This window comes from Streptomyces sp. NPDC050121 (genome assembly GCF_044460385.1).
Taxonomy (GTDB): Bacteria; Actinomycetota; Actinomycetes; order Streptomycetales; family Streptomycetaceae; genus Streptomyces; species Streptomyces soliscabiei.
This window is the reverse complement of record NZ_JBITJV010000022.1, coordinates 1-18,990: the sequence shown is the minus strand read 5'-3', so window position 1 is coordinate 18,990 and position 18,990 is coordinate 1. Positions and strand designations below refer to the sequence as shown.

The window sequence follows — 18,990 nt, the reverse complement described above, 5'->3', positions numbered from 1 at the left end:
ATGCGCGAGACGCGGCCGCCGCGGTAACCGTTCCGTGACCTCCGCCACATTCATCAGAGGCGCCCAAGAAGCGGGCTTGGCCAACAGTCTCGACCGATGGTAGGTGCCGGGCAATCCGGGCGTAACGACGAAAGCCCATGATCACAGGCTTGATCACCCGCGTCCGTAATGTCCGTTACGGCGTCAATAAAGAACGCGAGGCAGGGGAATTGGGGCGTTGATTGAACAACTGTGGCGCAGCACACGTTTCTTGAAGGTATGGAGGAGCCCCTGATACCGGTTGGACTCATGTCCCACACCGCTCACATACGCAGCCACCGGAAACCCCGCCGCAGCGCGTCGACGATCGCGATGCGGGCCGGAGTCGCCAGTGGTGTCCTCGGCACGCTGGCCGTCGCCACCGCGGCCGGTTCGGCGAACGCCGCCGAGCCGGTGACGCAGACGCTCGAACTGCCCGTACTCACGGGCGACCTGGCCGCCCAGGTCGCGCAGTCCGCTCAGGCCACGCAGCAGGCCGCAGCGAACTACCAGCTGCAGGCCGAGCGTGACGCGGCCGCCGCAGCAGCCGCCAAGGAGGCCAAGAAGGACCTCGCCGACGCCAAGGCCGAGGCGACGAAGAAGGCCGAGGCCGCCCGCAAGGCCGCCGCCGAGCGTGCCACGCGCAACGCCGAGCGGACCACGCTGGCCTCGACGTCCGCGTCGAGCAGCAGCTCGACCAGCTCGTTCAGCTCGTCCACGGCGACCGGTTCGGCCGCCGCCGTCATCGCGTTCGTGAAGGCGCAGATCGGGGACGCCTACGTCTCCGGCGGCACCGGCCCGAACTCGTGGGACTGCTCGGGTCTGGTGCAGACCGCCTTCAAGCAGGTCGGCATCGACCTGCCGCGCGTCTCGCAGGACCAGTCCACCGCCGGCACCCAGGTGTCGCTGGACAACCTGCAGCCGGGCGACATCCTCTACTGGGGGAGCGCGGGCAGCGCGTACCACGTGGCGGTGTACGTCGGCGACGGCATGTTCGTCGGTGCGCAGAACCCGTCCACCGGCGTGGCCGAGAAGCCGCTGTCGTACGACCCGCCGACCGGAGCGGTGCGGGTGCTCTGACGCCCTCTCGGTGCCCGTAGGGCGCCTCACGCACGGAAGGGCCGCAGCCGCCTCGGGGGCAGCGGCCCTTCGGGCTCCGCCTGCCCGCCCGGCGGCGGGCCCGATCGTCCCGCAGTTCGACCGCTCTCGCGGCCCGCCACGGGCGCCGCTCCCCCGGCGCGTTCGGGCGCGCATCGGCGACCCCTCCGGCCCCTCCCACACCTCTCCCGCGCCGGGCCTTCCCGCGCCAGCCCCTCCCACATCGGGCTCGCCTCCTTGGCCGCCCTCTCGGTGCGTTCGGGCGGGCGTCAGCCGCGCCTCTGGCGCGCTCGGCCACGCACTCCGGCCTCTCCCCTCGTCGTGCGGGCACCGCGCGCCGCTCTCTCGGCCTGCTCGACCACACGGGCTTCGCGGCTGCCAATCCTCTCCCGATTCGCGGACGCGGTTGTCGTTCTCTTGGGATGCTCGGTGGGCGGGTTGTGGAGCTCCATGGCCTGTCCATGAGATGGAGGAGAGAACGTCATGCCACGTGTGTTCGTGCAAGGGCAGCCGGTTGCGTCGTATCCGCCGTTCGCGCCCGAGGCCCGGGGTGGGTCGGTGCGGCGGATCACCGAGGTCGGCGAAGAGGTCCTGCACAAGTCCTGCCGGGACGTCACCGAGTTCGGGCCGGATCTGGCCGCACTCATCGACGACATGTTCCTCACCATGTACGTCGCCGACGGGGCCGGCCTTGCGGCGAACCAGGTCGGTGTCGGACTGCGGGTCTTCGTCTACGACTGTCGGGACGACGAAGGTGTCCGACATGTCGGACACATCGTCAATCCGGTGCTGGACCGGCTCGACCCGGCCGGGCGACGGCTGCTCGACGAGGGCGAGGGGTGCCTGTCGGTGCCGGGCGCCGTCATGGACGTACCGCGGCCGGACCGGGCCGTGGTGCGGGGGTACGACCGGGAGGGCCGTCCGCTGGTCGTCGAGGGGCGCGGGTACTTCGCGCGGTGCCTGGAGCACGAGAGTGACCATCTCGACGGACAGGTCTATCTGGACCGGCTCTCGAAGAGGGGCCGGAAGGACGCGCTGCGGCAGGTGGCGGACCGGCGGGACGAGGTCTTCGCGCGCCGGGCCGCCAAGGCCACGGCCCTGAGCCAAGCCCACACTCAGGCTCAGGCGCAGGCGCAGGAGGCCTAGCCCTAGGTCGAGGGCAGCCGCTGCACCGGGCCAGCGCCGGCCGCTGTTCTCCGGGGCGGGGGCGGCCGCTGCCCCTGGGGTGGGGGCCGCCGCCGTCACAGGGCCCGGGTTGGTTGGTGGTCAGGCCTTTGGGGCTGCCTTGCTCAGGCCGTTGATGATGCGGTCCATCGCGTCGCCGCCCGTGGGGTCGGTCAGGTTGGCGAGCATCTTGAGGGTGAACTTCATCAGCAAGGGGTGGGTCAGGCCGCGCTGGGCCGCGATCTTCATGACCTTCGGGTTGCCGATGAGCTTCACGAAGGCGCGGCCCAGCGTGTAGTAACCGCCGTAGGTGTCCGCGAGGATCTGCGGGTAGCGCTGCAGGGCGAGTTCACGCTGGCCGGGGGTGGCGCGGGCGTGGGCCTGGACGATGACGTCGGCGGCGATCTGGCCGGACTCCATGGCGTAGGCGATGCCCTCGCCGTTGAAGGGGTTCACCAGGCCGCCGGCGTCGCCGACCAGCAGCAGCCCCTTGGTGTAGTGGGGCTTGCGGTTGAAGGCCATGGGGAGGGCGGCGCCGCGGATCGGGCCGGTCATGTTCTCCGGGGTGTATCCCCAGTCCTCCGGCATGGACGCGCACCAGGCCTTGAGGACCTCGCGCCAGTCGAGCTCCTTGAAGGAGTCGGAGGTGTTCAGCACGCCCAGGCCGACGTTCGACGTGCCGTCCCCCATGCCGAAGATCCAGCCGTAGCCCGGCAGCAGCCGGTCCTCGCCGGGGCCTCGGCGGTCCCACAGCTCCAGCCAGGACTCCAGGTAGTCGTCCTCGTGGCGCGGGGAGGTGAAGTAGGTGCGGACGGCGACGCCCATCGGGCGGTCCTCGCGGCGGTGCAGGCCCATCGCGAGCGAGAGACGGGTGGAGTTGCCGTCGGCGGCCACCACCAGCGGGGCGTGGAAGGTGACTTCACGCTTCTCCTCGCCGAGCTTGGCGCGCACACCGGTGATGCGGCCGGTGCGGTCGTCGATGATCGGGGCGCCGACGTTGCAGCGCTCGTACAGGCGGGCGCCCGCCTTCTGGGCCTGGCGGGCGAGCTGTTCGTCGAAGTCGTCGCGCTTGCGGACGAGGCCGTAGTCGGGGAAGGAGGCGAGATCCGGCCAGTCGAGCTGCAGGCGCACGCCGCCGCCGATGATCCTCAGGCCCTTGTTGCGCAGCCAGCCGGCCTCCTCGGAGATGTCGATGCCCATGGCCACGAGCTGCTTGGTGGCGCGCGGGGTGAGGCCGTCGCCGCAGACCTTCTCGCGCGGGAACTCGGTCTTCTCTAGGAGGAGTACGTCGAGTCCGGCCTTGGCGAGGTAGTAGGCGGTCGTGGAGCCGGCCGGCCCCGCGCCGACGACGATCACGTCGGCGGTGTGCTCGGAGAAGGGCTCGGCGTGGGGCTCGTTCACGGCGGTCACGGCGGGATCTCCCCAAGTTCGGAATCTGCGTGCCGACCGGCACTGGACATGGGCAGTCTATTCAGCAGAATTGATCACCCCGCTGAAGGGCTGCCCAGTGAACCGAGCTCTCCCCGAAGTACGGCTGCGTGTTCCCACGGACGAGGACGCGGTCGCGTGGCACCGGGTGTTCAACCACCCGGAGGTGATGGAGTTCCACGGAGGCAGATCCGCGGAGCTGTCCGCCTACGAGGAGCTCACCGCCCGCCAGCGGCGGCACGACGCCGAGCACGGTTTCTGTCTGTGGACGATGCTGGACCGGGACGACCGGGTCATCGGGTTCACGGGCGCCCAGCCGTGGCCGCGGGAGTGGGGTCCCAAGGGGGAGATCGAGATCGGGTGGCGGCTGGGGCGGGAGCACTGGGGGCGGGGGTATGCGACGACGGCCGCGCAGATGACGCTGGAGCGGGTGCGGGCGGCCGGGGTGCCGGGGGTGGTGGCCATGGTCGACGCGCGCAACGAGCGGTCGATTGCCGTCGCGCAACGGCTGGGGATGCGGCTTTCGGAGGTGTTCCTGACGCCCGAGCTGGAGCGGGAAGGGCACTGCTACCGCCTCACCTGGTGACTCTCTGTAGCGATTTACGCAATTATCGACTACAGAAAGACACTTGACGCTTCCGGGCGGCACCCTCGGGCGGTTACCCTTCCAGTACCGCTGGGGGTGACATCTGTGCTCATACCGCCCAAAACGCCCGAAGTGCGCGTGCCTAGGTTCGTGGGTCTGATGGCCGTGGACGCGCGTGAGGCGGCCGCGGCGCAAGGCGTGCTGCTGGCCGCCCCGGACCGGCCCGACTTCCACCGCGCGGTCGTCGACTACGTCGTACGGCAGTACCCGCCGCCAGGTGTCGAGGTGCCGCGTGGCGCCGTCGTCACCGTGTGGTTCGACTTCGGGGAGGGGGAGGGCGGCGGAGGCGCGAGTGTGCGCGAGCCGCGCGTGCCGAGACCGGGCGGGGGCGGGCTGCAGCGCGAGCTGGACCAGCCCGGGGATCCCTTCGAGGCGATCAGCAGGTAGAGGCGCGGGAGCGTGGCCGCGCAGGAACGCCGAGAACCGGGCCTCAGGCGTCCTTGAAGCCTCGGTGGAGGGTGACCACGCCGCCGGTCAGGTTGCGCCAGGCGACCTTCGACCAGCCGGCCTTGCGCAGGTGCTCGGCGAGGGCGGGCTGGTCGGGCCAGGCGCGGATGGACTCGGCGAGGTAGACGTAGGCGTCGGGGTTGGAGGAGACCGCGCGGGCGACAGGGGGCAGGGCGCGCATCAGGTACTCGGTGTAGACGGTCCGGAAGGGCGCCCAGGTCGGGTGCGAGAACTCGCAGATCACGACGCGTCCGCCGGGCCGGGTCACCCGGTACATCTCGCGCAGGGCGGCGTCGAAGTCCTGCACGTTGCGCAGGCCGAAGGAGATGGTGACGGCGTCGAAGGTGTCGTCCTTGAAGGGCAGCCGCGTCGCGTCCCCGGCCGTGAAGGGCAGCCAGGCGTGGTTCCGCTTGCCGACCTGGAGCATGCCGAGGGAGAAGTCGCAAGGGACGACGTAGGCGCCGGTGCGGGCGAAGGGGAGGGAGGAGGTGGCCGTGCCCGCGGCGAGGTCCAGGACCTTCTGGGCGGGGCGGGCGTCGACCGCCTTCGCGACCTCCTTGCGCCACCTCCGGTCCTGGCCCAGCGACAGCACGTCGTTGGTCAGGTCGTACCGTTCCGCCACGCGGTCGAACATCGAGGCGACTTCGTTGGGCTGCTTGTTCAGGGAAGCGCGGGTCACCCGTCCATTGTGGCAGCCCCTCCCTCACCGGCTCACGGCAGGAGCCTCGGCTTCTTCCGTGCCGTCACGTCCTCGACCCACCCGCACGCCAGCACGAGGACGCCGATCAGCAGCCGGCCCACGCCGAACATGAACCACTGGCTGTCCAGCGGCAGGTACGTCTCTAAGGCGGGGATGTCCCAGAACCGGTCGATCAGCGGCACGGCGAGGATCAGGGCGATCTCGTGCCAGAGGTAGATCGTCACCGCGCGCGTGTTGAAGACGGTGACGACGCGGTTCGTGCGCCGGAGCCGGGTGAGCCAGGCGAAGTCGATGCCGAAGTAGGCCTTCGCCCACATCAGCAGCATGACGAAGCCGGCCGACCAGAAGGGCTGCGCGAGCGGGATCTCGTCCAGGTCGTAGGTGCCGGCGTCCGCCTGGTGCGTGAAGGCGTACCAGCCGCCGAAGCCGATCGCCGCCGGCGACACCACGGTCACCAGGGCCGGCTTCACGCGCTGCAGGACGCCGTCACGGTGCGCGAAGCCGAGCATCCGGCAGAAGAGGAGACCGATCCGGCGCAGCAGCTTCGACCTGCGTCAGGAGTTGTCAACGAACACGGGCCCCTCTACGGAGGCGACGTCACGTTTGCGACCGCGACGGCTGCCGCGGGCGGCGGCACGGCTTTCGATGGCAGGCTCGGATTGCATTCCCCGGATATTAGAGAGCCTTTATGTGGCACAAACTCTGAGCCTCATGTGAGAGGCCCACAAGAAACGAGTGAACCTGTTCAATCCCTGAGAGATCCATGAAACTCCTGCGCAACCACTGGCCGCCATGGGAGGGTTGCTTATCCCTTTTGAGCGGCCTTTGTTTCCGTGCTGAGGCAGAAATCACGAGAGCGGTGCATACGCAATGAGGAGTTTCCTGATGCCGACGGCCGGGGTCACCTGCCTGTTCGCCCTGGCACTGGCAGGATGCTCCGCGGGGTCCGACAACACGTCGGACGCTGCGCCCAAGGCCACGGGCAAGGCCACGGACAACGACACCGGCAAGGGCACGGGCAAGGGCACCTCCTACGCGCCCTACGTGAGCGCGGCGGAGGCCTCCGTCAACGACTTGGCGGGCTCGCCGACGACGTACAACCTGGCGTTCGTGATCGCCGACGGCAGCAGCTGTACGCCGAAGTGGAACGAGACGAACGCCATCGGCGACTCGGCGGTGAAGTCCCGTATCTCGGCGTTGACGAAGTCGGGCGCCACGGTGCGGGTCTCCTTCGGCGGGGCCTCCGGCAAGGAGTTGGCGGCCGCCTGTGACAGCGCGTCGGAACTCGCCGAGGCGTACGGAGAGGCGCTCGACGCGGCCGGCTCCACGCAGGCCGACTTCGACATCGAGGGCGACGAACTCACCGACCCCGCCTCGGTCGCCCTGCGCTCCCGGGCGATCGCGGCGCTGCAGCAGGAACGGCCCGGCCTGGAGGTCTCCTTCACGCTCCCGGTGATGCCGTCCGGGCTGGACTCCGACAGCCTGGCGCTGCTGGCGTCCGCGAACGAGTACGACGTGCAGGTGTCGACCGTCAACCTCATGACGATGAACTACGGCGAGTCGTACGCCGGTGACATGGGCGGGTACGCGATCACCTCGGCGACGGCGGCGCAGGCGCAGTTGAAGTCGGTGTTCGGGACGGCGGACTCCGTCGCGTGGAGGGGTATGGCGCTGACCTCGATGATCGGGACCAACGATGTCGCCAACGAGACGTTTTCGCTGGCGGATGCGGCTCAGGTGCGGGCGTTCGCCGAGGAGAAGGGGATTTCCTGGGTTTCCATGTGGTCGACGTTCCGGGATCAGCAGTGTTCGGACAAGGATTCGACCAAGGATGACGCTCTGACCAACTGCAGTGGGGTCGAACAGAGTTCGGGAGCATTTGCGGAGGCGTTTTCGAAGTAGGAAAACCCCCCTTGCCGCCCGCCGCCCGCCGCCGTCGGCCGACCAGGCGGCCCGCCGCCCGCCGCCCGTCTACCGTCGCCGGTAGACGATGCGGCCCTCCACCACCGTGGCCACGCAACTTGCTGCGCCGCGCTCCGCCAGCTCGGTCTCGTCCTGTACGTCGAAGACGGCGAACCGGGCTGCGGAGTGGCGCTCGCGTGGCGGCGCGAACTCGACCGGCAGCCCGGCGGCGTACGGGTCGAGCGCGGGGGTTCCGCCGGGGCGCCCGATGCGGCCCATGACCGCCAGGCCGGAGCGGTGCACGGCGTCCCGTACCGCGCGGTTGCGCAGTTCCTCGCAGGCCGCCCGGACCGTGCCGTGCGCCAGCATGCGCTGCACCCCGCGCCGGGCGCTCGCGCCCCAGCGGACGTCGTCCATGGTGAGCTCCGCCAGCGCGTCCCCGGTCAGCGGCGCGGTGCCCAGCAGTTCGGCCTCGCGCGGATCCGGGTGGTACGCCTCCTCCAGCAGCTCGTTGCCGTGCAGGTTGATCAGTCCGGGCGTCAGGATGCCGGGCCAGGTACGGACCCGCGCGCGCGGATGGGCGGCGACGAGCTCCTCCAGCGGCCCGGCGTCGGCGATCCAGGCGCCGTCGACGGCGAGCGCCCGGCCCCTGGAGTCGGCGTGAATCGTCAGCATGCGCAGGCTAGTTGGAGGTGAGGAGCTTCAGCTCGGGGTGGGCGGTGCCGCCCGCGATCGCCGTGGACGAGATGTGGGACATGACCCGCTCGTCGACGGGGTCGTTCGCCGGGTCGTCGTGCACGACGAGGTGCTCGTACGTCGTCGCACGCTGGGCCGGGACGCGGCCCGCCTTGCGGATCAGGTCGATGATCTCCAGGCGGTTGGAGCGGTGCTTGGCGCCGGCCGAGGAGACGACGTTCTCCTCCAGCATGATCGAGCCGAGGTCGTCCGCGCCGTAGTGCAGGGAGAGTTGGCCGACCTCCTTGCCCGTGGTCAGCCAGGAGCCCTGGATGTGCCGGATGTTGTCCATGAACAGCCGGGCGATGGCGATCATCCGCAGGTACTCGAAGAGCGTGGCCTGCGTGCGGCCCTTCAGGTGGTTGTTCTCGGGCTGGTAGGTGTACGGGATGAAGGCGCGGAAGCCGCCCGTCCGGTCCTGTACGTCACGGATCATCCGCAGGTGCTCGATGCGCTCGGCGTTGGTCTCGCCGGTGCCCATCAGCATGGTCGACGTCGACTCCACGCCCAGGTTGTGCGCGGTCTCCATGATCTCCAGCCAGCGCTCGCCGGACTCCTTCAGGGGCGCGATGGCCTTGCGGGGGCGCTCGGGGAGCAGCTCCGCGCCGGCGCCGGCGAAGGAGTCGAGACCGGCCGCGTGGATCCGCGTGATGGCCTCCTCCACGCTCACCTTGGAGATCCGCGCCATGTGCTCGACCTCGGACGCGCCCAGCGAGTGGATGACCAGCTGCGGGAACGCCTCCTTGATGGCGGCGAAGTGCTTCTCGTAGTACTCGACGCCGTAGTCCGGGTGGTGGCCGCCCTGGAACATGATCTGCGTGCCGCCGAGTTCGACGGTCTCGGCGCAGCGGCGCAGGATGTCGTCCAGGTCGCGGGACCAGCCCTTGGCGGTGTCCTTCGGGGCCGCGTAGAAGGCGCAGAACTTGCACGCCGTGACGCACACGTTCGTGTAGTTGATGTTCCGCTCGATGATGTACGTCGCGATGTGCTCGGTTCCCGCGTACAGACGGCGGCGTACGGCGTCGGCGGCGGCGCCGAGCGCGTGCAGCGGGGCGTCGCGGTAGAGGTCGAGGGCCTCTTCCGGGGTGATCCGCCCGCCCTCCGCGGCACGGTCGAGCACAGACTGGAGGTCGGCCTTCTCGGGCACCGGAGCGTCCCTTTCGTCAAGGGTTGTGGACAGACCGAACCAGCCTACGCCAGCCCTTTCGCCACCCGGACCTCAGGCCGCGCACGCGCCGATCAGCAGACCTGTCCCTCACGCCGCGCACGCGCCGATCAGCAGACCTGTCCCTCACGCCGCGTACGCGCCGATCAGCAGACCTGTCCCTCACGCCGCGTACGCGCCGATCAGCAGACCCGTGAACGTCCCCGCGAGCATGAACGGCCCGAAGGCGATCGTCGCCTTGCGCCCTCCCTGTCCCACGACGGCCAGCACTGCCCCGTACAGCGCCCCGAACCCGAACGCGGCGAGCGTGCCCAGCATGACCGTGGCCCAGCCGTACCAGCCGAGGACGGCGCCCGTCCCGAGCGCCAGCTTCACGTCGCCGAAGGCCAGGCCGGCGGGGTTGACGAGGTGCAGCACGAGGTAGCCGACGCCGAGGGCGAGCGCGCCCAGCAGGGCCGTCGTCCAGTGGCCGGCGTGCTCGGGCAGCAGCGCGGCCGGGCCCAGCAGGGCGAGGGCGGCGGCCGCGAGCGGGAGGGTGAGCGGATCGGGCAGCCGGTGCGCCCGCAGGTCGACGACGGCCAGCAGCACCCCGACCGGCACGAGCACCAGCCATACGACCAGCTCGGGCCGCACCCCGGTGGCGGCGGCGAGCGCGGCGCACAGGAGCGCGGTGAGGACGGGCAGGAGGAGGGCGCCGGGGGCGTAGGAGGGGGTGCGCCGGCCGCATCTGGCCCGGCCGAGCCAGCCCCGGATCGGGTGGCCGTCCGGGCAGGTGGACCGCCAGCCGGGGTCCTTCTCCGCACCGTCCTCCGTCTCCTCCCAGGGCACGGCGAGGCGGTAGGCGGCGCGTGGCAGCAGCGCGCCCGCCACGGCGCCCCAGAGTGCGGCGACGGCGGCCAGCGTCAGGTCACTGGGGGGTGTGGGCATCCCCTATCGGACCTTCGACATCCGCGCCACGGGGTTGCCCTCGGCCGCGCTGTCCGAGGTGTAGGTGAGGTCGTCGCCGGTCGGGGTGAGGCGGATCGTGTGGGGCGTCGGATTGCAGCCCGCGTGGTTGCTCTTCGCCCCGACGGAGGTGGCGACGACGTCCTTCTTCGTCACCTGCTTCAGCGTCAGGACGTCGAGGCAGACGCCGCCGAGCACATCCGTCTGCCGCAGCTCCCCCACCTTCTTGCCCACGTCGGCCGGTTGGACCGTCACCCGGAAGGTGCCCATCGGGAGGGCGCCGTCGAGGCCGGTGCCCTGGCCCTCCCAGGTGCCGACGTAGCGGGCCGGGAGTGCGGTGGGCGCGGTGCCGTCGTGGCCGCCGTCCTCGGCGCTGAAGCTCGAACCGGCCGTCGGCGCGGGCGAGTAGGCGCCGGCGCCGGAGCTCCCGGCGTCACGGTCGTCGTTCGGCAGCAGGTCGAACAGGAACACCGAGCCGACCGTCACCGCCGCCATCGCGCCCGCGACCGCCAGCACGACGGTGCAGCTCAGCCGTCGTCCGCGGCCGCCCTCGCCGGGTGTCGCGCCGGCCGCCACGGTGACGGAGACCTTGCCGGGGCGTCCGCCCCCGGCGGCTACCGGCTCGGCGTCCCGGGGCGCGGGCACGGAAGGCGCCGCGTCCACCGGCGTGGCGGCGGCGCTCCCGTCCATCACGGGCGGCGGCCCGAACTCGCCGACCGTCAGCGCCGGTTGCCCCGACGTCACCGCCGGACTGCTGAACCCCACCGGCCCGGACACGGCAACGCCCGCACCCACCCCTACACCCGCGCCCGCACCCGCACCCGCACCCGCACCCGCACCGACGCCTGACCCCGCGCCCTCATCCTCATCCGCACCCGTCACCTCCAGGTTCAGCAGGTGTACGGCGCTGCGCCCCACCTGCTCCACCAGCGGCCCCGGCAGCCACCCGCGCGCCACCAGCCGGGCCGCGCCCTCGGGAGCGAGCCGGTGGGCCACTTCGGACGGCGACGGCCGTGCGGTCGGGTCCTTGGACAGGCAGGACTCGACCACCGACCGCAGCTCACCACGGAGTTCGCCGTCCGGCGCGCCCAGTTCGGGCAGCTCGTGGACGACCTTGTAGAGGAGGGCGGCCGAGGAGTCGCCGGGGAACGGGGGCCGTCCGGTCGCCGCGTACGCCAGCACCGCGCCGAGGGAGAAGACGTCGGACGCGCCGGACGCGCCCTTGCCGAGGATCTGCTCGGGGGCCATGTAGCCGGGCGAGCCGACCGAGACCCCGGTCGAGGTGAGGGAGGCGGTGCCGTCGGTGGCGCGGGCGATGCCGAAGTCGATCAGCAGCGGGCCGTCGACGGTCAGCAGGACGTTGGACGGCTTCACGTCCCGGTGCACCAGGCCCAGCTCGTGCACGGTCGTGAGCGCCTCCGCCAGGCCCGCGCCGAGAACCCTTACGGAGGTCTCGGGCAGCGGTCCGCCGCCGGAGGTGACCGCGGCGGCCAGGGAGGGGCCGGCCGCGTAGCCGGTGGCGACCCACGGGATCGTGGCCTCCGGGTCGGCGTCCAGGACCGGCGCGGTCCAGGCTCCGCCGACCCGCCGCGCGGCCTCGACCTCGCGCCGGAAACGGGCGCGGAATTCCTCGTCGAGGGCGAGGTGCGGGTGCACGATCTTCACGGCGACTGTGCGGCCGCCGGCGCTACGGCCCAGGTAGACGCGGCCCATTCCGCCGGACCCGAGCCGGCCGAGCAGCCGGTAGGGCCCCACGGCCGTGGGTTCGTCAGCTCCGAGCGCCTGCATGGACGTCCACCCCTCCCCCATAAGGACACCCGCCATGACCCGTAGGCCCCGTAAGGAGCCTGTAGGCCCCGTAAGGAGCCCGTAAGTCTCTGCAGCAGGTTACGCAGAACGGGGGTGGAGCAGTTCCACGTTCACGTCCGCCGGGAAGCCCGTCGTCGGGCCGACGCGGCGGGCGAACTCGGTCACGGCCGCCAGCTGGGGTGCGCCGAAGCGGAAGTCGAGGGTGGTGAAGTACCGCTCCAGGACCTCTTCGTCGAACTCCTCCCAGCGGGCCGCCTGCTCGGCGACCTTGCCGACCTCCTCCAGGGAGAGGCTGCAGGAGTCGAGGAACGCCTGGTGGACCTCGCGGGTGATGACGGGCTCGCGCTCCAGGTAGTCCCGGCGGGCCGCCCACACCGCGAAGACGAAGGGCAGGCCGGTCCACTCCTTCCAGAGGGCGCCGAGGTCGTGCACCTCCAGGCCGAAGCGCGGTCCCTCCAGCAGGTTGGCCCGCAGGGCGGCGTCGCCGATGAGTACGGCGGCCTCGGCCTCCTGCATCATCAGGCTGAGGTCGGGCGGGCAGGTGTAGTAGTCCGGCTGGACGCCGAAACGGTCCTCCAGCAGGAGCTGGGCGAGGCGGACGGAGGTGCGGGAGGTCGAGCCGAGGGCGACACGGGCGCCGTCCAGCTCCTCCAGCGGGACCTTCGAGACGATCACGCAGGACATCACCGGGCCGTCGCAGCCGACGGCGATGTCGGGGAAGGCGACCAGGTCGTCGGCGTTCTTGAGGAACTCGACGAGGGTGATGGGCCCGATGTCGAGGTCGCCCTGCACCAGTCGCTCGCTGAGCTTCTCCGGGGTGTCCTTGGTCAGCTCGAAGTCGAGGAGGGTGCCGGTTCTCGCGAGCCCCCAGTACAGGGGCAGGCAGTTGAGGAACTGAATGTGGCCCACGCGCGGCCGGGTGCGAGAATTGTCCACATCGCGAGACTAGACCCCGTCGGGTACGCTCCGGACTCCGACCCCCGAACCCCTCCACGTCAACCTGTTTTCGCGATCTTCAAACATCCGGGTGACGTGATCTTGACCTCTATTGCTTTCGGCTGCCTGCATGCTAGGCTCGCCGCAAGTTGCAGTTTGGTTTCCCTTGCAGTACAGAGCCTGCGGAGCATGTAACCGCAGGCTCTCGTCGTTTTCAGACGTATGCAGTTGTGCGGCACTGTTTTCACACTTGCAGGATCTGGAGCAGGGCAACCCTTTGGGCCCAAGGAGGGCTTATGGCTACCGGAACCGTGAAGTGGTTCAACGCCGAAAAGGGCTTTGGCTTCATCGCCCAAGAAGGCGGCGGCCCCGACGTCTTCGTCCACTACTCCGCGATCAACGCGCAGGGTTTCCGTTCGCTCGAGGAGAACCAGCAGGTTTCCTTCGACGTGACGCAGGGCCCGAAGGGTCCTCAGGCGGAGAACGTCACCCCCGTCTGATCCTTACACCCGTGACATCGCAAGTCTGAGAGCAGTACCCAAGGAGCCCTGTGCCATCCGGCACGGGGCTCCTGCCTGTGCCGGGTCACACGTGCTGCATGACCAACACGAACGTCGTGCCCGGTGCCAGCGCCTCGTACGAGTGCGGCACGTCCCCCCGGTAGGTCAGATAGTCCCCCGGCTCCAGTTCCACCAGCTCCCCGACCGGGCCCGCCTTCACCCGTCCCGTGCTCACGATCAGATGCTCGACCGTGCCCGGAATATGTGGGTCCGATTCCCGTGCGGGGCCCGGTTCGGCCCGCAGGTGGTAGATGTCCCGCCGCGCGCCCGGCGGGCTGGCCGACAGCAGCGTGGCCACGTACGGCGCCCGTTCCGAGGCGACCGTCGGCCCCTCCCCCGCGCGAATCACCCGGACGGCCGAGACGGGCGGCTCGACGAGTACCGAGAACGGCACACCCAGCGCCACGCCCAGCGCCCAGAGCGTCTCCACGCTCGGATTCCCGCTCGCCGCCTCCAACTGCGACAGCGTGGACTTCGCGATGCCGGCGCGTTTGGCCAGCTCGGAGAGGGAGAGACCGGCGCGAGTGCGCTCGCGGCGCAGGGCGGCGGCGATCCAGTCCAGGGGCAGGCGGGAGGGGGGCGGGGACGCCGGGTCGGACATGTCGTTCGCTCCATCGGTACGGTCGTTCGGCTTGACGAACATGGGCCGCTCTGTCCATTGTAGAGAACATGCGTTCGCCACAACGAACACCCGCGTCCTCGGAGAGCTCCGTGCTCCGGCCCCTCGTCCGCGACAGTTCACTCGTCTGGCTGGCCGGCGGGGTGGTGGGTGTCTCCTTCGGGGCGATCGCCGTCGCCGGCGGGCTGCCGGTGTGGGTGCCGGTGGTGATGTCGCTGGTGGTGTACGCGGGCTCCGCCCAGTTCAGCGCGGTCGGTGTGGTGCTGGCCGGGGGCGGTCCGCTCGCCGCCGCCGCGACCGGGCTGCTCCTCAACACGCGCAACGCCGCGTTCAGCCTGGCGGTCGCCGACCTCCTCGGCCCCGGCCGCGCGAGCCGCCTCCTCGGCGCGCACCTGGTGACCGACGAGACGGTCGCCTTCGCCCTCGCCCAGCCGGACCCCGCCCGCCGCCGCGCCGCGTTCTGGGTCTCCGGGATCGGACTGTTCGCCGTATGGAACATCGGCGTGCTCGCGGGCGCCGTCGCCGGGAGCGCCCTCGGCGACACGGCGGCCTACGGGCTGGACGCGGCCTTCCCCGCGGTCCTCGTGGCGCTGGTCCTGCCGACCCTGCGCAAGGACGCCGGGCTGCGACGCCCGGCCGCACTCGGCGCGGCCGTCGCCCTGGCGGCGACGCCGATAGCCCCGGCCGGGGTACCGGTACTGCTCGCGCTGGCCGGCCTGGCGCTCTACGGCCGCAGCCACAACGGCAAGGGGAGGGCAGCGGCATGAGCACGACGGCCACCTTGATCCTCATCCTGGCGCTGACGGTAGGGACGTACGCCCTCCGGCTGGTCGGCCCCGTGCTGCACGGGCGGGTGGAACTGCCTGCCCGGGTGCAGGAGTTGCTGTCCGCCGGGGCGGTGGTCCTGCTGGTCGCGCTGTTGGCGACGGGCGCGCTCACCGAGGGCGGCGGCTTGGCCGGCTGGGCGCGTCCGGCCGGGGTGCTGGCCGGCGGGGTACTGGCGTGGCGGAAAGCGCCGTTCGCGGTGGTGGTACTGGGGGCAGCGGCGACGGCGGGGGCCCTGCGGGCACTGGGCGTGGCGTAGGGCGTGGCTCCGGGCGTGGCGTAGGGCGTGGCTCCGGGCGTGGCTTGGAACGCACCCGGTTGTCGGTGGCACCCACTAGGGTCCCGCCCCATGACCGACACCACATCCCCCACCACGGCCCCCGAGTCTCGCGCCGCAACCAGTGGAAACACGACACCCCCCGCCCCGGGATTCGTGACCGCCACCCGCACGTTCTACGACGCCATCGCCGAGGACTACGCCGAGCGCTTCCGTGCCGAACTCGTCGCGAGGCCGCTGGAGCGGGCCGTGCTCGCGGCGTACGCCGAACTCGTCGGCGAGGGTGGCCGGGTGGCCGACCTGGGGTGCGGTCCCGGCCGGACGACGGGGCGTCTCGCCTCGATGGGGCTCGACGTGTCCGGGCTCGACCTGTCGGAGTCGATGCTGGCGGTCGCGCGGCGCGAGAACCCGGGGATCCGGTTCGAGCAGGGCTCGATGCTGAAGCTGGACGGGCACGCGGACGGCTCCCTCGACGGGGTCGTCTCCTTCTACTCCTCCATCCACACCCCTGTGGACGAACTCCCCGCCCTCTTCGCCGAGTTCCTCCGCGTCCTCACCCCCGGCGGGCACCTCCTCCTCGCCTTCCAGGTCGGCGACGAGCCCCGCCGCCACGACCGCCCCTGGGGCCACCCGGTCGCCCTCGACTTCGAACGCCGCCGCCCCGAGCAGATGGCCGGCCTGCTGACGTCGGCCGGCTTCACGATGCGATCGAGCACCGTACGCGAGCCGGAGCCCGAGCTCGGCGAGTCGGTCCCACAGGCGTTCCTGATCGCCCGCAGGCCTGCGGAGCCGGACTCCGGGGACGCCCAGGGCCAGTGAAAATCGCTGTCCGGTCGTCGGGGCACAGTGATGGACAGCCGGAGTGGAAAAGACTCTGGAGTTCCCCGATCTGCTGCGGCTGATCGACGAACGATCGACCGCCTTCCACGCCGCGGTCGCCTCCGCGCCCAGCCTCGATGTGCAGGTGCCGACCTGCCCCGAGTGGACGCTGTTCGATCTGGCGCAGCACATCGGCGAGGGGCGCCGCGCCTGAGCCGCCACCGTCGCCGCAGGGCCTGCCCCGGCCAAGTCCGCAGCGGAGGGCGCCCCGGCTGCGCCTCGGGAGCGCGAGGCCCTGCCGGCCTGGTTGGCGAAGTCCACGGAGCAACTGCTGGACGCATTGCGGAAGAGCGGTGAACGCACCCCATCACCGCGGCTCCTCGGCAAGGTCAGATGCTGACGACGAGGTCGCTCGCGCGCAGGGCGGCGATGAGGGAGGCAGGCGCCGTGGCGGCCGAGCCTGCGGCATAAGGCGGTTGGGGGTCGTACTCCACGACGAGCTGGATCGCTTCGGCGATTTCGTCACCCGCTATGCGGCCGGTCAAGGACAGGGCCAGGTCGATGCCGGCCGATACGCCGGCGGCGGTGGCGTACTTCCCGTCGATCACGACCCGGTCCGTGGCGGGGATGGCACCGAAGGCCGCTAGATGGTCGAGGCAGACCCAGTGCGAGGTGGCCCGGCGCCCGGTGAGCAGTCCTGCGGCGGCCAGCAGCAGGGAGCCGGAGCAGACCGATGTGGTCCACGTCGTGGCGTGGTCGAGGCTGCGGAGCCAGTCGAGGGTGGGATCGTCCGACAGGAGGTCGGCGGTTCCGGGGCCGCCGGGGACGAGCAGAAGGTCGGGGGCGGTCACCTCGCCGAGTGCGGCATCGGCCGTGAGGGCGAGGCTGGTCATGTCGGTGCGGACCGGGCCGGGTCGGGAGGCGGTGAAGACCACCTCCGCGCCGGGGACGCGGGAAAGGATCTCGTAGGGGCCTACGGCGTCCAGCGCCGTGAAGCGGTCGTACAGCAGTATGGCGATCTGCATCATTCTCCTCCGGTTCGGGTTCGGTGGGGGCGGAAGCGGCGGCGGTACTCGACCGGCGGTACGGCCAGGGCACGGACGAAGGCGCGCCGCATCGATTCCGGGGTGCCGTAGCCACAGGACCGGGCGATCTGCTCGATCCCGTCGTCGGTGTCCTCCAGCCGTCGGCGGGCTGTCTCCAACCGGACCCCGTCCACGTACCGGCCAGGCGTCACCCCCACTTCGGCAGCGAAGGCTCGGGCGAAGTGACGGGGCGACAGCGCGGCGCGGCGGGCGAGCGTGTCGACGGAGAGGTCGCCATCCGGGTGTTCGGCGATCCAACGCTGGACCTCGCGCAGTGGATCGCGTTCGGCGAACTGAGCGGCCAATTGCGTGCTGAACTGTGCCTGCCCTCCGGGCCTCCGCAGGAACATCACCAGGTGTCTGGCCACGAGCAGGGCGGCGTCGCGGCCGAGATCCTCCTCGACCAGCGCCAGGGCAAGGTCGATGCCTGCGGTGACGCCGGCCGAGCTGGCGGTGTTCCCGTCCTTGACGTAGATCGGTTCGGGATCGACGTCGATGTCCGGATGACGCCGCGCGAGCGAATCGCAGTACGCCCAGTGCGTGGTGGCGCGGCGTCCGGCCAGCAGGCCGGTCTCGGCGAGCAGGAAGGCCCCGGTACACACCGACACCACACGCTCGGCTTCGGCCGCCAGTTCACCGATGCGGCGTACCAGTGCCGGGTCGGGGTCGGCCGTACCCGCGCCGCCAGGCACCACAAGTGTGTGCGCCGGTTCGACGTGGTTGAGGTCGTCGTCGGGCAGCAGCCGCAGCCCACTGCATGTCCGCACCGGCCTGCCACCGGGCCCAGCGGTCATGATCTGGTACACGCCCGGCTGCCCCACGGCGGCACCTGCCCCGGTGAAGACCTCCAGCGGACCCGTGACGTCCAGACTCTGCACACCCTCGTACAGCACGATGATCACACTTCGAGACCTCATGCCATCCAGCCTGGCAGCGTGCACACATGGCAGCAATGACGCGCTTCCCACCTTTTCCGCCCCGGCCAGAGCGGCTGCACGTGGCCGAGCCTCCGGTCAACCGGCCATGCCGAAAGTGGCATCGGGCGTCGGTGAGCCCGAGTAGGCAATCCACAGGTCGGAGACGAAGCGTTTGCCGGTGGCCAGGACGTGGCCGCGCAACCGGTACTCGGCACTGCCTGTTGCCTTAGCCGCCCCGTCGCGGCAGGAAGACAGCTAGCGTGGCCCGGGTGATCGACGACACCGTGCGCCTGCGTCCCGTCCGCGAGGACGACCTGCTGATGCTGGAACAGTTCCTGGTCGACCCCGAGGCCGCCGGGCCGTTCTCGTGGTTCGGGTGGGCGGATCCGGGGCGCTTCAGGCGGCGGTGGGCCGAGAACGGCATGCTCTCCGACGACGGCGGCCAGTTGATGGTGACGTCCGGCGCGGAGGCGCTCGGCTTCGTGGCCTGGCGCAAGGTCGTCACCGCGCCCAGCTCGTACTGCTGGAACATGGGCATCCAACTGCTGCCGCGGGCCCAGGGGCGTGGCGTCGGCACCCAGGCCCAACGCCTCCTGGTGCGTTACCTGTTCGCGCACACGCCCGTCATGAGGATCGAGGCGGACACCGAAGTGGAGAACATCGCCGAGCAACGCGCCCTGGAGAAGGCGGGTTTCACCCGCGAGGGCGTCCTGCGCAGCATCGTGTTCCGGGACGGGCGCTGGCGCGACGGCGTGTCCTACAGCGTGCTGCGGGACGACGCGCCCTGAGCGAGCGGCAGTGTGAGGTGGGCCGCCGGGCGAGGTGGCAGCGGAGCTGCCCCTTTTCCCAGCGGCCTCCTCCCGAACCCGTCGTGCGACGTTAACCGCAACGGGCT

Annotated in this window: 20 protein-coding genes and 2 pseudogenes; 11 read left to right on the top strand and 11 right to left on the bottom strand. The window is 71.0% G+C overall.

Going from position 1 to position 18,990, the window contains the following annotated elements; genetic code table 11:
• Positions 1 to 288 precede the first annotated feature (288 nt).
• Complete coding sequence (locus tag ACIBTS_RS29235) at positions 289 to 1,098, top strand: C40 family peptidase (protein WP_319674907.1); 810 nt, start codon at positions 289 to 291, stop codon at positions 1,096 to 1,098.
• A 501-nt stretch (positions 1,099 to 1,599) separates the two neighbouring features.
• Positions 1,600 to 2,262, top strand: coding sequence for a peptide deformylase (def, locus tag ACIBTS_RS29230; protein ID WP_399323301.1), 663 nt, complete (start codon positions 1,600 to 1,602; stop codon positions 2,260 to 2,262).
• Between the two features lie 120 nt (positions 2,263 to 2,382).
• Here def and ACIBTS_RS29225 read toward each other — a convergent pair whose 3' ends face one another.
• Complete coding sequence (locus ACIBTS_RS29225; protein WP_399323299.1) at positions 2,383 to 3,690, bottom strand: geranylgeranyl reductase family protein; 1,308 nt, start codon at positions 3,688 to 3,690, stop codon at positions 2,383 to 2,385.
• Positions 3,691 to 3,787: 97 nt separating this feature from the next.
• On the opposite strand from ACIBTS_RS29225, the gene ACIBTS_RS29220 reads away from it, so the two are divergent.
• Positions 3,788 to 4,294, top strand: a complete 507-nt coding sequence (locus tag ACIBTS_RS29220) for a GNAT family N-acetyltransferase (RefSeq protein ID WP_399323296.1) — start codon at positions 3,788 to 3,790, stop codon at positions 4,292 to 4,294.
• Positions 4,295 to 4,426: 132 nt separating this feature from the next.
• Positions 4,427 to 4,741 carry a PASTA domain-containing protein gene (locus ACIBTS_RS29215; RefSeq protein ID WP_399323295.1) on the top strand — a complete coding sequence of 105 codons (315 nt, stop codon included), beginning with the start codon at positions 4,427 to 4,429 and terminating at the stop codon, positions 4,739 to 4,741.
• A gap of 43 nt (positions 4,742 to 4,784) precedes the next feature.
• Here ACIBTS_RS29215 and ACIBTS_RS29210 read toward each other — a convergent pair whose 3' ends face one another.
• Together ACIBTS_RS29210 and ACIBTS_RS29205 are read right to left on the bottom strand one after the other, a co-directional pair.
• Entirely contained in the window at positions 4,785 to 5,480 is a 696-nt protein-coding gene (locus tag ACIBTS_RS29210) for a demethylmenaquinone methyltransferase (protein WP_079660509.1), read from the bottom strand.
• 32 nt (positions 5,481 to 5,512) lie between these two features.
• Positions 5,513 to 6,022, bottom strand: a pseudogene (locus ACIBTS_RS29205) (acyltransferase); the annotation flags it as partial.
• Positions 6,023 to 6,371: 349 nt separating this feature from the next.
• On the opposite strand from ACIBTS_RS29205, the gene ACIBTS_RS29200 reads away from it, so the two are divergent.
• On the top strand, positions 6,372 to 7,403 hold the full coding sequence (locus ACIBTS_RS29200) for a chitinase (protein ID WP_399323293.1): 1,032 nt from the start codon (positions 6,372 to 6,374) through the stop codon (positions 7,401 to 7,403).
• A 69-nt stretch (positions 7,404 to 7,472) separates the two neighbouring features.
• Here ACIBTS_RS29200 and ACIBTS_RS29195 read toward each other — a convergent pair whose 3' ends face one another.
• The 5 genes from ACIBTS_RS29195 to ACIBTS_RS29175 form a co-directional block, all read right to left on the bottom strand.
• Entirely contained in the window at positions 7,473 to 8,078 is a 606-nt protein-coding gene (locus tag ACIBTS_RS29195; RefSeq protein WP_399323292.1) for a hypothetical protein, read from the bottom strand.
• 7 nt (positions 8,079 to 8,085) lie between these two features.
• Complete coding sequence (mqnC, locus tag ACIBTS_RS29190) at positions 8,086 to 9,285, bottom strand: cyclic dehypoxanthinyl futalosine synthase (RefSeq protein ID WP_319672743.1); 1,200 nt, start codon at positions 9,283 to 9,285, stop codon at positions 8,086 to 8,088.
• A 180-nt stretch (positions 9,286 to 9,465) separates the two neighbouring features.
• Positions 9,466 to 10,230 (bottom strand): prepilin peptidase, encoded by a 765-nt coding sequence (locus tag ACIBTS_RS29185; RefSeq protein WP_399323289.1) that lies wholly within the window; start codon positions 10,228 to 10,230, stop codon positions 9,466 to 9,468.
• Positions 10,231 to 10,233: 3 nt separating this feature from the next.
• Positions 10,234 to 12,036 carry a serine/threonine-protein kinase gene (locus ACIBTS_RS29180; protein WP_399323287.1) on the bottom strand — a complete coding sequence of 601 codons (1,803 nt, stop codon included), beginning with the start codon at positions 12,034 to 12,036 and terminating at the stop codon, positions 10,234 to 10,236.
• 99 nt (positions 12,037 to 12,135) lie between these two features.
• Positions 12,136 to 12,993, bottom strand: a complete 858-nt coding sequence (locus ACIBTS_RS29175) for a menaquinone biosynthesis protein (RefSeq protein WP_319672746.1) — start codon at positions 12,991 to 12,993, stop codon at positions 12,136 to 12,138.
• Positions 12,994 to 13,289: 296 nt separating this feature from the next.
• Between ACIBTS_RS29175 and ACIBTS_RS29170 the strand changes: the two genes are divergently transcribed.
• Positions 13,290 to 13,493, top strand: a complete 204-nt coding sequence (locus ACIBTS_RS29170) for a cold-shock protein (protein WP_003974443.1) — start codon at positions 13,290 to 13,292, stop codon at positions 13,491 to 13,493.
• Between the two features lie 85 nt (positions 13,494 to 13,578).
• Here ACIBTS_RS29170 and ACIBTS_RS29165 read toward each other — a convergent pair whose 3' ends face one another.
• Complete coding sequence (locus ACIBTS_RS29165) at positions 13,579 to 14,154, bottom strand: XRE family transcriptional regulator (protein WP_319334367.1); 576 nt, start codon at positions 14,152 to 14,154, stop codon at positions 13,579 to 13,581.
• A gap of 68 nt (positions 14,155 to 14,222) precedes the next feature.
• Between ACIBTS_RS29165 and ACIBTS_RS29160 the strand changes: the two genes are divergently transcribed.
• The 4 genes and pseudogenes from ACIBTS_RS29160 to ACIBTS_RS29145 form a co-directional block, all read left to right on the top strand.
• A complete protein-coding gene (locus ACIBTS_RS29160; RefSeq protein ID WP_399323285.1) occupies positions 14,223 to 14,939 on the top strand; it encodes an AzlC family ABC transporter permease in 717 nt (238 codons plus the stop codon).
• Positions 14,936 to 15,256, top strand: a complete 321-nt coding sequence (locus tag ACIBTS_RS29155; protein ID WP_399323283.1) for an AzlD domain-containing protein — start codon at positions 14,936 to 14,938, stop codon at positions 15,254 to 15,256. Before ACIBTS_RS29160 ends, ACIBTS_RS29155 begins: the two co-directional genes overlap by 4 nt.
• 90 nt (positions 15,257 to 15,346) lie before the next feature.
• Positions 15,347 to 16,093 carry a class I SAM-dependent methyltransferase gene (locus ACIBTS_RS29150; protein ID WP_399323281.1) on the top strand — a complete coding sequence of 249 codons (747 nt, stop codon included), beginning with the start codon at positions 15,347 to 15,349 and terminating at the stop codon, positions 16,091 to 16,093.
• A gap of 43 nt (positions 16,094 to 16,136) precedes the next feature.
• A pseudogene (locus ACIBTS_RS29145) lies at positions 16,137 to 16,448 on the top strand (maleylpyruvate isomerase N-terminal domain-containing protein); the annotation flags it as partial.
• A 34-nt stretch (positions 16,449 to 16,482) separates the two neighbouring features.
• On the opposite strand, the gene ACIBTS_RS29140 reads toward ACIBTS_RS29145, so the two are convergent.
• A complete protein-coding gene (locus tag ACIBTS_RS29140; RefSeq protein WP_399323279.1) occupies positions 16,483 to 17,118 on the bottom strand; it encodes a DJ-1/PfpI family protein in 636 nt (211 codons plus the stop codon).
• Positions 17,118 to 18,095 carry a GlxA family transcriptional regulator gene (locus tag ACIBTS_RS29135; protein WP_399323277.1) on the bottom strand — a complete coding sequence of 326 codons (978 nt, stop codon included), beginning with the start codon at positions 18,093 to 18,095 and terminating at the stop codon, positions 17,118 to 17,120. Before ACIBTS_RS29135 ends, ACIBTS_RS29140 begins: the two co-directional genes overlap by 1 nt.
• Positions 18,096 to 18,364: 269 nt before the next feature.
• Here ACIBTS_RS29135 and ACIBTS_RS29130 point away from each other — a divergent pair, with 269 nt between their 5' ends.
• Positions 18,365 to 18,883, top strand: coding sequence for a GNAT family N-acetyltransferase (locus tag ACIBTS_RS29130; protein ID WP_399323275.1), 519 nt, complete (start codon positions 18,365 to 18,367; stop codon positions 18,881 to 18,883).
• The last annotated feature ends 107 nt before the right edge of the window (positions 18,884 to 18,990 follow it).